Source organism: Micromonospora echinofusca, from assembly GCF_017614955.1.
GTDB lineage: Bacteria > Actinomycetota > Actinomycetes > Mycobacteriales > Micromonosporaceae > Micromonospora > Micromonospora echinofusca_A.
This window is the reverse complement of the sequence record NZ_WVUH01000198.1, coordinates 1-13,650: the sequence shown is the minus strand read 5'-3', so window position 1 is coordinate 13,650 and position 13,650 is coordinate 1. Positions and strand designations below refer to the sequence as shown.

Here is a 13,650-nt window from a genome sequence, read left to right as displayed (position 1 = left end):
TCCCTCCACCCCCCGTCCCGCTACCGCCGGCCCGGCCGCCACCCGGTCGGCGAGGTCCGGCGGTACCGACCGTGGAAACCGGGCTGCCGTCGGACCGGCGTGCCCACCAGCGGGCCGACCGGGGTCGGGACGCGACCGTGGCGGGTGCCGGGTCGACCGGCGGTCGGGGAGCGGCACGCCGCAGCAGACCCAGCTCGACCGTGGTCGTGCCCAACGGGACGCTGGCGTCCCCGACCTCGCCGCCGTCGATCTGGAGGTCAGCCGGTCGCCGTTGCGGGTTGGTGTGCAACCACCAGGTGCCGAATTCGGAGACCAGATAGCCGAAACGGGGGACCGCCCGGGGCAGCCTGGTTCCGATCTCCAACCGGCCGTCGGTCTGCCACAGGTAGTGGACCTCCGTGTCGCCCAGGCGGTGCTCCGTACCGTCGATGCGGACACGCAGCTCACCCATCAGCGGATCACCTCCCAGAGCAGGTCCAGCAGCGCCAGCCCGCCGAGCAGCGCGGCGGCGGAGAGAACGAGACGGGACCGGCGCCGACGCGGCGGAACGTCCGGCTCCGGCACGGGAACGGGGTCGGTGTCCCAGTGCCGGACCAGCGGACGGCGGTACCGGGGCGGCACCCAGTTGACCGGCCGGCGGGTCGGCACCGGCGACGCCGGCCGGGGCGCGCGACCCACCACGACCCCGCTGACCGGCCCGGATCTCGCGGGCAGGTGCTCCGGCGCCCACTGCGCCGCCAGCCGGTGCCACGAACCGGCCGGCGGACCACCCCTCCCGGCCGTGGCCGCGGCCATCAGTGTTTCTGCGGCGTCGGCGCCGATCAGGCCGGCCAGCCGCTCCTGGCGCAGCCCGACCACCGAGAAGTCGTCGAGCAGCAGCCACACCGCCACCCAGGCCAGCCGGGCCAGATCGGTGACCTGGTCGGGCCGGTCGGCGCCAGGCACCACGATCCGCATGTAGTCCGGCGCCTGCGGCGGACACACCTGGCCCCAGGGCCCGAGCATCGCGTCGCAGTCGACCAGGTAGACGGCCGATCCGTCGCGCCGGCAGAGGATGTTCTCCGCCTGCACGTCGTTGACGACGACCCCGCAGGAGTGCAGCCAGAGGATGGTCCGCGCGACCCGGCCCAGCGCCACCTGCTTGACGTCGACCGGTGCGCCGGCCCGCACCGTCCCCCCGGCGGTCAGCCGGATCAGATCGGCGAGGGTGTGGGGCCGGCGCTCACCCCACCGGCCGCGATGGCTGAAGGCGGCGTTGGCCTCCGGGATCAGGATCCCGCCCAGTCCACCGGCGCGGTCCCGGACCCGCCGGAGCGGCCAGGACGCGACCGCGTCGAGCCGGGCCCGGTCGGCCTCCGGCAGGCCGTGCCGCCACGCCACCTGGCGCCCCAGGGCCGCGCTGTCCACTTCCCGCAGGTGTTCGGGCCGGTACCGCTTGAACAGGTACCGGCCTCCCCGGTAGGTGCACCGGTGCAGGGTGGAGCCACCTCCCACGTGACCGTCCCCGGACGACCGGGTGATCTGTCCGATGTCGACCACGTCCACCCCGCTGAGTGGTCCGTTTCCGGTGCTCATCCGTCTCACCCGATCCAGACCGCGACGACCGTCCGGTCGTCGGTGTGGTAGTCGTCGACGAAGTCGACCTGGGCGAGGAACTCCAGCGGCGACGGAGGTCTGCGCCACCGGGCGGCGAGCGTCTCGCCGAGGCGTGACCTGCGGCCACCGAGTGCGGCGGCGAACCCGTCGGTGGCCAGCAGCAGCACGCTGCCCGGTCGTACCGCCACCTCGGCGAGCCGGGGCTGCGCGTGTCGGGGCAGTTGCCGGGTGGCGTTCTCCGTGGCGCTGTCCCGCTCGTGGTGGGCGGCCCACCAGCCGTGCTCGTCGAGCACCCAGGCCTCCGAGTCGCCGATGCCGCCGCAGCGGACCACCGCTCCCCGCTCTGCCGGGCGTACCTCGGCGACCACCAGGGTCGTCGCCCCGTGCAGTTCGCCCCGTGCGGTTGTCGCCTGGGCGGCGACAGCCTGACCGGCCCGGGTGAACAGCGACGAGAAGGGTGGGCCGGACGACTGGCCGCCCGAGTCCCGCATGGACCGCAGGGCCTCCTGGACCGCCACCATCGCCGCGGTGGCCGACCCGGGCAGCGAGCCGAGCCCGTCGGCGACCGCAAGATGCAGCGCGCCGGCCCGCCGGTCCCAGCGGGCGCCCACCGCGTCCTGCCCGTCACCACCGTCCAGGGCGTGGGCCAGACCCCGCAGGGTGGCGGCCCGGACGGTCAGCCGGTTCGGACCGGAACCGCATCCGCCGTGGAAGGTCGCGCTGCCGGACCGGCAACCGATCACGGCGGTGGCCAGGGGTGGCTCGCCGACCGGTACCTGGCGGGGGGTGAGGACGAGCGCCCGGGTCAGCGGTGGGGGTGGCGTCTCGGTGGCCGGACCCGGGTGGCGCGACCGCACCCGGCCGGGAAGCACGTCGGCCAACCGGGCCGCGGCCCGGACCACCCGGCGCCGCGTGGCGGGCACCGGCACCGGTCCCACCCACCACGACCGGGCCAGCAGCAACGCGGTGCCGACGGTGGCCAGCACCAGGAGGAGCAGGGCCACCGCAACCGGCCTACTCATGGGAGTTCCCGGTCGCGCGGCGCATCCCCCGGGGCACGTCGATCAGCAGGTTGCCGCTGGCGGCGGAGGTGACCGAGGCGGTGATGCTCCGCTTGATGGCGGCCACGATGCTCGCCGCGAGTGACGACGAGTCCGCGCCGTCGGCGATCAGCGCGTTGCGGGGTCGCCCGGGGGGCCCCGAGGCGACCTTCCAGAGGGCCTGCTCGTTGGCGTTGGGCAGGCCGATGGCGACGATCCGGGCCCCGATGTCCCCGTCCACCAGTGCGTTGCGGTGCGGCAGCCACTCGTCGTCGCGTTGCGGCCGGCCCTGCGCGTAGGGGCGACCGTCGGTGATGAAGAAGACCCACGGCCGGGCGGTGGTGATCTCCTCGTCCGGGCGGTGCCGCTCGGTCAGCACCGCCCGGACGTCGCGGGGGTACTGCGCCACCAGGAAGCGCAGGACCGAGGCGTAGTCGGTGTACGGCCCCCGGTCCGGCATGCCGATGACCTGTGGTCGAGCCAGGTCGGACATGGGACGCAGGATCTGTGGTCGCTGGTGGAAGGCCAGTACACCGACCGAGGTCAGGCTGTTGACCACCGGGTTGTCCGACAGTTCCCGCAGCATCCGTGAGATCAACCGGGTGAACTGGCCGAGGTAGGTGTTGCCCAGGTCGCCGGAGCGCTCCACCTCGCCGGTACCCAGGTCGACCCGCATCGAAGGGGACGCGTCGAGGACCAGGTAGACCAGGTAGTAGCGTCGGACGGCGGCTGGGGAGTCCGGGGCGTACCGGCCGTGGAGGGTCACGACGCTGCTCCGGTCGCCGGTGCGTCGGGTCCGCTGGCGGGGTCGGTCGAGGGGCTCACCGGCTGGTCGATGACGAACTCCTGGGTGGCGTCGAGGTCCCATCCGTCGATGGCCGGGCCGGTCGCCACGCCCAGCAGACTGCGCTCCCGTGCGCTGATCAACTCTTCCCGCGCGACATCGATGTTGGCGTTCTCCACCCGCACGTCGTGCGCGAACCGCTTCCGCCGTACCTCGTGCTGCTGCTGGGTGCGGTAGCGCTGGAAGCGCAGGTCGGTCGCGTGTCGTTCCCGGTCGGCGTCGCGTTGCCCGGCGTCCTGGCGGTCCTGGTCGCGTAGCCGGCGGGCGTTGAGGCGGTCGTACACGGTCTCGCCGTTGAGGACCTTCAGCAGGGCCGGCAGCGCGTCGATGATGATCAGGAAGATCCGTAGCCCCCACTGGGTGGCGTGCACGTAGCCGTTCTCCTCCACCAGGTCGTCCAGGGCACGGAACCGTTCCAGGAGACCGATGTTGCGGTGGCGGTCGCGGATCGTGTCGAGTTCCTCGTCGATCTTCTTGTTGATCAGCTCCCCGTACCGCTGGCGGGCGGTGCTGACCTGCTCGGTGAGGGAATTGGCCTTGCTGTCCAGCTGCACCAGCCGGGTGGAGTTCTCCTTGATCTTGTGGTCGGCGTAGTAGCGGTCCGCCTCACCACGGAGCCGCCGGCAGTTGGGCCCCACCCCGGGCCGGCCGGAGAACTCGCTGCCCGGGGTGCCGTTGCACTCGCGCCGGGCCTTCTCCTCCAGCTTCGCGTGCGCGGCGGAGTCCGCGTCGACGGTCTTGCGCAACGCGTCGGCCTGCCGCTTGGTCTCGTCCAGTTCGGTCTGCAACCGCTCCGGCGAGTCGCCGTCGATCTTCAACCGGTTGTCCAGGCACGTCGCGTCGTTCGCCTCCGGCCTGGCCGCCTCCGGAGTACCCGGCACCGGGTTGCAGAGCCGCAGCAGGCTCTCCCGGTCGGCGAGTTCGGTCGCCCGGTCCCGGGCGACCCGCTCCTGGATGGCGCTGTCGAAGACGCCGAGCAGGAGCGGCTCGGCGACCACCATGCCGAGCGCCACCGAGAGCAGCAGCCGGGGCAGGAACCGGTTACGTGCACTGCCCGAGCTGATCGGTGCCCCGGCCATCAACCACCGGTCGAGGCTGAGGATGAACAGTCCCCAGACCAGCACCACGCCGACGACGAAGAACCGGAAGCCGCCGAACACGCAGTACAGCGCGTACGCCATGGAGAACATGGCGAGCAGGGCCGTACCGAAGACCACCCCACCCATCGCCGTGTACCGGGGGCGCTCGCTGGGCACCTGGGCGAGGATCTTCTCGTCTGCTCCCGTGCACAGGCGCAGGGCCCGGGCCGGCCCCCACCGGGGAATGTCGACCTTCTCATCCATCGCATGTCTCCTGACTGCGGTTGTTTCCTGGCCGTACCTCGGGGTCCGGAATAACCGCCGGGCAGCGGCTCGACATGGGCAGAATGGTTGGAGGCCGGGTTTTCCGGGGCGGTGTGACAAGGGCCGCCGGGGGTCGGCTCTCCATTCAGGTGGCAATTGGCAGCGGGTAATGCAGGTGGCCGCCTCACCCGGCGTGGAATCCGCCTGGTGAACCGTAGTCGTCGTCGTACCGCCCTTGTGGATCATTCGGGTCCGTGTCGAACGTGGTGTCCCCCGCATATCCGTGGTCGACGCGACCGGCCTGGATACCGACCTGCACGCTGACCAGGTCCATCGTCATTCCCGGTACGTCGGAGGGCTCCAGGTCCTTGCGCGCGTAGATCCGGCTCAGGATGCGACGCGGCACGTCGGGGTTGCTCATGACGTCGTCCCGGGTACCGAGCATCTGCAGGATGTCGTCGTTGAGCAGGTGCGCGGTGAGGCTGGGGCGGATGTCCCAGGCGCCGGCCTCCAGCACCAGGATCGGGTCGACGACCCGGCAGTGGAACGTGACGCTGAGCAGCACGCGACCGGTGGCCGAGGTGGGGAGCGGAACGTGGGCGACGACCAGTTCCTGGCGGACGGAGACCACGGCCACCGCGAGCGCGTCCACCACGGTGTGCGAGCGCAGCATGTCCGGCCCGGGCGGCGCGAGTGCGTACGTGCCGTTGGCCTGGAAGACCAGGACGCTACCCGGCCTCTGCTCCGGAAACTCCTCGGCGAAGCGCCGACGTGGGCGCAGGAAACGTCGCCGTACCGGGTCCAGTGACGTGAATCCGACGACCGGATATTGGTGCTCGGGGTTGGTGCCCGATTGCGGCACCTGAATGGAGAAAGACAATGCCTCGTTCACCTCGGAGGCTTTCGGGGTTCGGGAGGGGTGTGGCGACCGTCTGTCGACGTGACTGCCACCTTACTGCCGGCACTGCCGGCTTCTGGTCCGCAAAGCAATTTTCATCCGTACGGTTCACGCCTGTCGTAAGTGCGGTGGCCGAACGGCTGGAATGTGTCGTCCGCCGGTATCGTCAGCGCTTTGCAATGGTGTGTCTCTCCCGGCCGGGTGTCGGCTTTCCCCGACCGTTGCCGTGGCTTGCCGGCATCCGTTGTCGCCAACAGTGACGGTGCGGGTGCGGAATGCCGTCGACAGGGGTGGCCGTGCCGCTGTGCACGGCCACCCGGTCAGTCTCGTCGAGATTCCTACCGGTTCCATGCCGCCGGTCTACCGGCAACGTTTCATCGGCAGGAGCCGTCCCAGTTCGTGCCGTTGGTGCAGGGGCTGGCGGTGCGGTGGGTCGTGGTCGCGTGGTCGGCGGGAAGTGCCGCGCCGGTCGGGAGCAGTGCGACGACGGCGGCGAGCAGGCAGGTCCGCAGGTGGTGGCGCACGGTGGTGCCTCCTTGGGGGTGACGGGTGGAGGGAGGTCTGGCCGGTGCTGCGGGAGAGTTCCCTCTTGTCAGAATGACAGTAAGTTCCCCCACCCCTTCATGTCAAGAAGACATTTATGTACCCTGTCCCTCATGAGCAGCGCACGTCGTGCCCACGCAGCCGTCAAGGTGACCGTCGACCTGGCCATCCTCACGGTGCGCGAAGGGCGTCTCCAGGTTCTGCTGATCGAACGGGGCAACGAGCCGTTCCGGGGTCGTGCGGCCCTGCCCGGTGGCTTCCTCCGCGACGGTGAGGACCTCGACGCGGCAGCACGCCGCGAACTGCGGGAGGAGACCGGCCTCGACGGATCCGCGCTCCACCTGGCGCAACTCGGTGCCTTCGGTGCGCCCGGGCGGGACCCTCGGGGGCGGGTGGTCACCATCGCCTACCTGGCCATCGCCCCCCACCTGCCGGTACCGGTGCCCGGTTCGGACGCCAGCGGCGCCCGGTGGGAGCCGGTCGAGGCCAGCCTGGCCGATCCCGACCGGCTGGCGTTCGATCACGGCGACATCCTCCGTACCGCCGTCGACCGGGCCCGCCGGGAACTGGAGTACACCACCCTGGCCACGGTCTTCTGCGGCGAGACCTTCACGATGGGCGAGCTGCGGGAGATCTACGAGGTGGTCTGGGGCGTGCCACTGGATCCGCGGAACTTCAGCCGGAAGGTGAAGAAGACCGAGGGGTTCGTGATTCCGTCCGGTGAACAGCGGGTCCAGGAGACCGGCCGTCCCGCCACCCTCTACCGGCGAGGACCGGCGACGACCCTCTACCCGCCCATGCTGCGGGGCGCCGATCAGGGCGGCGAACCCGTCGGTGCAGTCAGTCCAGCTCGGTGAGGGCAGCCAGCGCCCGGTCCTTCAGATAGCTGGCGTTGCCACTGCCGAAGCAGGCCACCGCGCTGCTCAGCGCGGCGGCCTGCTCGGTGGGCCGGCGCCGGATCTGGTGCAGCTCGGCCAGGGACTGGAAAGCGCGGCCCTCCAGCACGGCGTCGCCCGCCCGGCGGGCCAGGCGGACCGCCGTACGCAGATACCGGCCGGCCCGGGCGTCGTCGTCGGCCAGCCGCGCCACGTCGCCCAGACCGTGGTAGGCGTAGGCAGCCCCGACCGGGTCGGTCCGGCCCACGGTGTCCAGCACGTAGCGGAACTGCCCCTGTGACCGGTCCAGCTCCCCGCCGGCCAGGTAGGCCCGGCCCAGCCAGTACGCGGTCTGCGCCCGCAGCCGGGGCAGTCCACTGTCCCGGGCCACCTGCTCGGCCTCCCGTAGCATGCCGAGGGCACGGCCCGGCTCACCGAGGTCGAGCCAGGTCTGCCCGAGGTAGCGCAGTGACTGCCACCGACCCACCAGGTCGCCGCAGGCCGTGTACCGCGCCAGGGCCTCCTCGTAGGCGGTGCGCGCCTCGTCGAAACGTCCCTCGCGGCGCAGCTGGCTGGCGAGCGTGCGCAGCGCGATCGCCGTACCCTGCCGGTCGCCCGCACCGTCCAAGTAGGACACCGCAGAGGTGAGGTCGGCATGACCGGGCAGACCCGGGCGGCGGCTGGCCATCATCGCCGGTTGCCCGAGGATGGTCACCAGGGCGGCGGCCCCCCGTGCGTCCGCCCGCCGCCGGCAGGTGTCCAACGCCAGCAGGTGGGTGGTGTGCCAGTCGTCCAGGTACCCCCGGACGTTGTAGAACTCGTGCGCGGAGACCGCCAGATCCCAGCAGAGCGTGGTCAGGTCCAGTTCGGCGGCGTGCCGTACCGCCGCCCGGATGTTCAGCCGCTCCGTCTCGAACCAGGCCAGCGGGTCCCGGTCCACCTCCGTCCGGAACGCGGCGGCGACGGGCTGTGGCGGATCGGCGCTGTGCAACACCTCGAAGTCACCGCCGCAGAGACTGGTGTGGGCGTGCCGGGTCAGGGTCAGCAGTGCCCCGTACACCCGGGTGAACAGGTCGGTGCGGTCCCGGGTGGTGGCGAACCGCTCGACAGCCCGCAGCCGGGCGTAGTCCCGGGTCAGGTCGTGCAGCCGGTACCGCCCCGGCCCGGTCGCGGAGAGCAGGTTACGGGCAGCCAGCTGGCCGAGCGTCGCCGACGCCTGCGCAACCGGGGCGTCCAGTACGGCCGCTGCCGTCCACACCCCGAACTCCGGCAGTGCCAGCAGACCCAGGCCCAGGAAGAGCAGCCGGGCCGCGTCGTCGAGCCCGTCCAGTCCGGCGCCGATGCTGCGGGCGACGCTGCGGTCGCCGTAGACCAGTACCGCCAGTCGCTGCCCGGCCAGACGCGAGGCCAGGTCCCCGGTCGTGCCGCCCTCGTCCCGGGCGCGTAGGGCGGCGGCCACCGAGATGGCCAGCGGGAGCCCGGCGCAGAGCGCGACCACCTGGCCCACCGCCTCGGGCTCCGGCGCCGGGTCGACACCGGAGCGGCGGACGATACGGTCGAAGAGCTCGACCGCCTCGGCGGGGTCGAACGGGGCGAGGGTGGCCAGGTGGTGCGCCCCGGCCAGGTCGGGCAGCCGGCGCCGGCTGGTGATCAGGACCGCGCACCGGTGGCTACCGGGGATCAGGTCTCGGACCTGCGTCTCGTCCTGGGCGTCGTCGAGGACGAGCAGTACCCGGCGGTCGGCCAGGAGACTGCGGAACAGCGCGCTCCGCTCCTGGTGTGTCTCCGGTACGGTGCGGACACCGAACGCCCGGTGGATCTGGGCCAGTGCCTCGTCCACCGCCATCGGCACCTGGCTCGTGCCGCCGAGGTCCAGGAACAGCTGGCCGTCCGGGTACTGCTCGCGGACCAGGTGGGCGATCCGCACCGCCAGGATCGACTTGCCGATCCCGCCCGGTCCGGTCAGCACGACCACCGGTGGGGCAGCCGACGGTTCCCCGGGCAGCAGGACCCGTGCGCGGTCGAGCAGCTCGGCCCGGCCGACGAAGTCGGGCAGATCCATCGGTAACTGCCGGGGGACGACGGCCACCGGCGCGGGGGCGACGGGGCGTACCGACCCGCCGGGGCCGTACCCGTCGACGGCTTCCCTGTTGTTGCCGGCGATCGCGTACCGCAGGGCGCGCAGCTGGCTGTCGGGTGCCGCCCCGGTGTCCTCCCGTAGCGCCGCCGCATACCGGTCGTAGCCGGCCAACGCCTCCGTCGGGTGCCCGCTGCGGTAGAGGGCCACCAGCAGTTGACCGCAGATCCGCTGGTCGGTGGGGAAGTACCCGGCAGCCTCCTGGAGGAGGTCGAGTACCTCGGCGTGCCGGCCGCCGTGCAGTTCGAGGTCCGCGAGCCGGACGATCGCCCGCTTACGGCGTTGGACGAGCCCGGCGATCGTCCGGTCGGCGGACTCGTCGAGCAGCCCGCCGAGTGGTTGGTCCCCGTGCCACTGGGCCAACGCCTGGCGCAGCAGCGCGGCCTCCCCGGTGCGGTCCCCCCGCACCCCGGTGGCCTCCGCGTCCCGGACCAGTCGTTCGAACCGGAGCTTGTCGAGCTCGTCCTCGCCGACCTGGAGTTCGTAGCCGTACCGGGCCCGGGTGACCAGCGAGCCCCGCCGGTCGACCCCGTCGAGAAGGTTCCGCAGGTGGGAGACGCACTTGTACAACTGGGTCTCGTCCACCTCGGTGCTACCCCAGACCCGGCGCAGCAGCTCCGGGGTGGACACCGGTTTGTTCGCGTTGAGGAGCAGCAGGGCCAGTACGGTGAGCAGGTTGCCGCCGGGCAACGGCAGGCGTCGCCGACCGTCGGTGATCGCGAGCTGTCCTAGTATGTGATACATGCCGGCTGTCTCCGTCCCGTCGCCCTCGGCGGTGGCGCGCGGTCATGGAGGCAACGTACGTGCGGGATGCGGGAACGGCAAACCGTCTTTCCGGTCCCGATGACCCCTCTGGACGTCCGGGGTGGGGGGACCGGAGGACCATGACATCGGATAATCGCTCGATGACAAGTAGTCCCACCATCTGAGCCGTTCGGTCGATGCCCGGTGCCGGGCGGGCGGGACAGCGGTTGGCCCGGCCCTCCCCAGGGAGGGCCGGGCCAACCGGTTCCGGTATCAGGACAGCGTCACGGACCGACGAAGACGGCCTTGGCCCGCCAGTCGACGCCGTCCACCCCCGGACCGCTGAGTACGGTCGGGGTACCGGACGGGGCCAGGTTGGTCCAGTCCCGGCCGGCGAGGTTGCCGGTGCTGCGGGCCACCGTGTAGAGGGTGTTCCCGACGGCGAAGATGCCGGAGATGTCGTTGAACCCGGTGGCCCCGGCGACGGTGAACTTGTCCGCGCCGACGGTGCCGCTGTCCGGGTTGAACCAGCGCCAGTACAGCCCGGTCTGCCCGGAGAGCGTGTAGTACAGCCGGCCGGCGGTGTAGAACATGCCGGTCACGTTGGGGATCTCGGCGTAGAAGTTGACCGTCATCCCGGCGTACGTCTGGCCGTCCGGACCCGAGTCGGTCACCACGGTGTCCCAGTACGCGTCGTGGTACGGGTCGACGACGGTGGCCGGGCCGAACGTGGTGCCGTCGAAGGTCCGGCGGTACAGCGTGGAGCCCATGCCGTAGAAGAGCGTGCCACCGACCCAGAACCCACCCCGGGCGGTCGACCAGGCGGTCGCGTCCGGGTTGGTCACCTCGGCCGGGGCGCCGACCGTGCTCACCCCGTCGTAGGAGCGCACCAGCACCCGGTCGCCGGTACCGGCCGGCGGCGGCGGTCCGGTCTTGACGATCTCGATCGCGTCGACCAGCGGGTTCTCCACCACGTGCCCGAAGTCCAGGTCGACGTTGCCGTCGCTGGTGACGGTGAACGACCGCATGGTGCCCCGGTTGTGTCCGGTCGCGGCCACCACGTCGAAGTTGTCCAGCACCGTCGTCCCCTCCAGGACGACGTCGAAGACGCGACTGCCGACGGTCGAGGTCCCCGAGTACCGGTTGGCCAGGTACACGCGCATCTCGACCTCGGTACCGGCGGGGACCGGGAAGTCCCACTGCATCTCCGGCGCCGGCGCCGGGTCGTACCGCTGCTCGGTGAAGACGGCCGTGGGGGTGGTGGCGGGTACCGTCGCGTCGACGCTGCCCACCGCGCCGGACGACGTCACACTGCTACCCGTGTTGTGGTACGGGCTGGGGGCCGCCGAGGTGTCCGCCGCCCAGTCCGGTCCGGCGTCGACGGCCGGCAGCTGCGGTCCACCGACGTTCACCCGGTACAGCACGTTGGTCTCCGCCGGCGGACCGGCGAGGTAGACGTTGCCGGGCAGCCCTGCGGTGGCGGTGGAGTGCGGCGCGGTGCCGCTGTTCAGCGAGAAGAACGCGATGCGCTCCCGCCGGTACTGGAAGTTGCCGATCCACGACTGGTCGCTGCCGAGCCAGAGCCCCTCCGGCGTGACCAGCATCTCGGCGACGCCGTAGCCACGCGGGTGCCGGCCCGGGTTCCAGGCCAGCGGCAGGCCGTTGAGCGGGTCGAGTGCGGCGATGCTGGCCCGGCCGACCGCACCGGGCTGGGCCTTGTCCTTGCCGAGGCTGTTGTTGATCCAGCGCAGGTGCCCGCCGACGTAGACGGCCTGCTCGCTGATGCCCACCGAGAGGAAGGTGTCCCCGCCGGAGTGGGCGATCCAGGTCGGCTGGAGTTCACTGCCGGTCGCGGCCTCGTCCCACCGGGCGGCGGTGTCACAGAGCGTGCCGGTGTACGCGGCGCCGGTGGTGACCACCACGAAGTAGCTGCCGTCCGGCGCGTACGCCACGTCCCGGACGTACGAGTCGAACGCGTTGTACGCGCAGCGCGGCGTGTACCGGCTGGTGTTCCAGTCGGCGATGGTGGCCGAGGTCCCGCCCAGGTCGAGCTTGACGATCTGGTCGTGCAGTACCCCGTCGGCCTTCTTGAAGTTGCCGATCACCACCAGGCTGCCGCCGTCCGGGGCCAGCGCCAGCTTCTCCGCGCCGACGCCGGCCTTGGCCCCGCTGACCCCGTCCCAGTTGTGGTTCTCGGTGAGGGTGGTGGTCAGGTAGCTGTCCAGCGCGCCGGTGGTGGCGTTGAGCGAGGCGAGCCCGCCGCGCGGGTTGGCGTTGCCGGCGGTGGTGAAGATGCCCCCGACGAAAAGCCGGTTGCCGGCCAGCGCCAGGTCGTTGACCAGGCCGTTGAAGGCCGGTCCGGCGAAGCCGGGGGTGAGGCTGCCGTCGGCGACGTTGAGCAGCGCCAGCTTGCGCCGGGTGACCCCGTTGACGGTGTTGAACTTGCCGGCGAGGTAGACCGTCCCGGCGGTCGGGCCGGCGACGACCGCCCGGACCTCGCCGTCGACGGCCGGCGCGAACGCGGTGTCCACCGTGCCGGTCGCCTTGTCGAAGGCGAGCACGTAGGGGCGCGGGATGCTGACGTCCGAGCCCCGGTTCTCGACGGTGGTGAACGAACCGGCGGCGATCACCTTCGTCCCGGCGTCGTGGATGGCGAAGACCGTGCCGTCGGTGATGTCCGGGGTGCGGCTGGACGGGACGTCGCCCACCACCACCGTGTGGTTCGGGTCGGCCATGACGGGTCCGGCGCCGACCAGACCGGCGACGGTCAGGGCGGTGACGCTGAGGACCGCCAGGAATCGGCGACCGGTTGTCGGGAACGGGGCCATCGGCAACTCCGGATGCGTGTACGGGGGGTACGGCGGTCGACCGGTGACGCGGGTCGACCGACCGTGGGCACAGAGCTGAGCACACCATGTCGGAGCAAGGGTGCGACGTCTACGCCATGGTCGTCTTTCTGCCTTTCCTACCGACCGAGTCCGCACCGTCAGCGTCCCGGGGACCGGCCAAAGGTGACCGCCACCTGCACGAACATGACCGTCGCGGTGCCGGTGCAGCCGGGCTGCCCTACACGAAAAGCTGATCGGGGATTAGTCCGGGCGGAACCGGGTAGCCGGGCGGCATGGAGCTGGTCGAGGAGTCGCCGTACCGGTTCCGGATCGACCGGCATGATCCGATGCGGGTACCGGGGGTGGTCTTCGCGTCCCGGGGGCTGCTGCCGGACGTGGCCGGGGACCGGGCGCTCGACCAGGTCGCCAACGTGGCCACCCTGCCCGGCATCGTCGGCGCGTCGTACGCGATGCCGGACGTGCACTGGGGGTACGGCTTCCCGATCGGTGGGGTGGCGGCCACCGACGTCGCCGCGGACGGCGTCGTCTCCCCCGGGGGCGTGGGCTTCGACATCTCCTGCGGGGTCCGCCTGCTCACCGCCGACCTGGACCGGGCCGCGCTGGCGCCGGTACTCACCGCGCTGATGGACGGTCTCGACGTCGCCATCCCCAGGGGGATGAGCAGAGGGGCGGTGTGGCAGGTGGCCGACCGCGCCGAACTCGACGCGGTGCTGCGCGGCGGCTCCCGGTACGCGGTCGAGCGGGGGCACGGGGTCCCGCGTGACCTGGACCGGTGCGAGGA

The 13,650-nt window shown here is 71.8% G+C and carries 11 protein-coding genes; 2 read left to right on the top strand and 9 right to left on the bottom strand.

The genetic code is table 11. The features are described from left to right. From GSF22_RS21060 to GSF22_RS21030, 7 genes are all read right to left on the bottom strand, one after another. On the bottom strand, window positions 1-451 hold a 451-nt coding region (locus GSF22_RS21060), incomplete at its 3' end, for a hypothetical protein (protein ID WP_208815453.1). After that, window positions 451-1,575 (bottom strand): hypothetical protein, encoded by a 1,125-nt coding sequence (locus tag GSF22_RS21055; protein WP_208815452.1) that lies wholly within the window; start codon window positions 1,573-1,575, stop codon window positions 451-453. The genes GSF22_RS21060 and GSF22_RS21055, both read right to left, overlap by 1 nt. Before the next feature lie 5 nt (window positions 1,576-1,580). Then, entirely contained in the window at window positions 1,581-2,618 is a 1,038-nt protein-coding gene (locus GSF22_RS21050) for a protein phosphatase 2C domain-containing protein (RefSeq protein ID WP_208815451.1), read from the bottom strand. Beyond that, complete coding sequence (locus GSF22_RS21045; RefSeq protein WP_208815450.1) at window positions 2,611-3,402, bottom strand: vWA domain-containing protein; 792 nt, start codon at window positions 3,400-3,402, stop codon at window positions 2,611-2,613. The genes GSF22_RS21050 and GSF22_RS21045 overlap by 8 nt, the downstream gene beginning before the upstream one ends. Further along, a complete protein-coding gene (locus tag GSF22_RS21040) occupies window positions 3,399-4,823 on the bottom strand; it encodes a DUF4407 domain-containing protein (RefSeq protein WP_208815449.1) in 1,425 nt (474 codons plus the stop codon). Before GSF22_RS21040 ends, GSF22_RS21045 begins: the two co-directional genes overlap by 4 nt. Window positions 4,824-5,007: 184 nt before the next feature. Further along, window positions 5,008-5,703, bottom strand: coding sequence for a hypothetical protein (locus GSF22_RS21035; protein ID WP_208815448.1), 696 nt, complete (start codon window positions 5,701-5,703; stop codon window positions 5,008-5,010). Between the two features lie 392 nt (window positions 5,704-6,095). Then, window positions 6,096-6,245, bottom strand: a complete 150-nt coding sequence (locus GSF22_RS21030; protein WP_208815447.1) for a hypothetical protein — start codon at window positions 6,243-6,245, stop codon at window positions 6,096-6,098. Window positions 6,246-6,377: 132 nt separating this feature from the next. On the opposite strand from GSF22_RS21030, the gene GSF22_RS21025 reads away from it, so the two are divergent. Continuing rightward, entirely contained in the window at window positions 6,378-7,121 is a 744-nt protein-coding gene (locus GSF22_RS21025) for an NUDIX hydrolase (protein WP_208815446.1), read from the top strand. Here GSF22_RS21025 and GSF22_RS21020 read toward each other — a convergent pair. Together GSF22_RS21020 and GSF22_RS21015 are read right to left on the bottom strand one after the other, a co-directional pair. Beyond that, entirely contained in the window at window positions 7,105-10,020 is a 2,916-nt protein-coding gene (locus tag GSF22_RS21020; protein WP_208815445.1) for an AfsR/SARP family transcriptional regulator, read from the bottom strand. The two genes, GSF22_RS21025 and GSF22_RS21020, sit on opposite strands and share 17 nt — an antisense overlap. 284 nt (window positions 10,021-10,304) lie before the next feature. Then, entirely contained in the window at window positions 10,305-12,848 is a 2,544-nt protein-coding gene (locus GSF22_RS21015) for a malectin domain-containing carbohydrate-binding protein (RefSeq protein WP_208815444.1), read from the bottom strand. A gap of 293 nt (window positions 12,849-13,141) precedes the next feature. Here GSF22_RS21015 and GSF22_RS21010 point away from each other — a divergent pair. After that, a partial coding sequence (locus GSF22_RS21010) for an RtcB family protein (RefSeq protein WP_208815443.1) occupies window positions 13,142-13,650 on the top strand: 509 nt, incomplete at its 3' end.

What these genes read in the sequence shown, in the direction of transcription:
- GSF22_RS21055 (WP_208815452.1), bottom strand. Translation starts at nt 1,575, where the DNA reads ATGAGCACCGGAAACGGACCACTCAGCGGGGTGGACGTGGTCGACATC.
- GSF22_RS21050 (WP_208815451.1), bottom strand. Translation starts at nt 2,618, where the DNA reads ATGAGTAGGCCGGTTGCGGTGGCCCTGCTCCTCCTGGTGCTGGCCACC.
- GSF22_RS21040 (WP_208815449.1), bottom strand. Translation starts at nt 4,823, where the DNA reads ATGGATGAGAAGGTCGACATTCCCCGGTGGGGGCCGGCCCGGGCCCTG.
- GSF22_RS21025 (WP_208815446.1), top strand. Translation starts at nt 6,378, where the DNA reads ATGAGCAGCGCACGTCGTGCCCACGCAGCCGTCAAGGTGACCGTCGAC.
- GSF22_RS21020 (WP_208815445.1), bottom strand. Translation starts at nt 10,020, where the DNA reads ATGTATCACATACTAGGACAGCTCGCGATCACCGACGGTCGGCGACGC.
- GSF22_RS21015 (WP_208815444.1), bottom strand. Translation starts at nt 12,848, where the DNA reads ATGGCCCCGTTCCCGACAACCGGTCGCCGATTCCTGGCGGTCCTCAGC.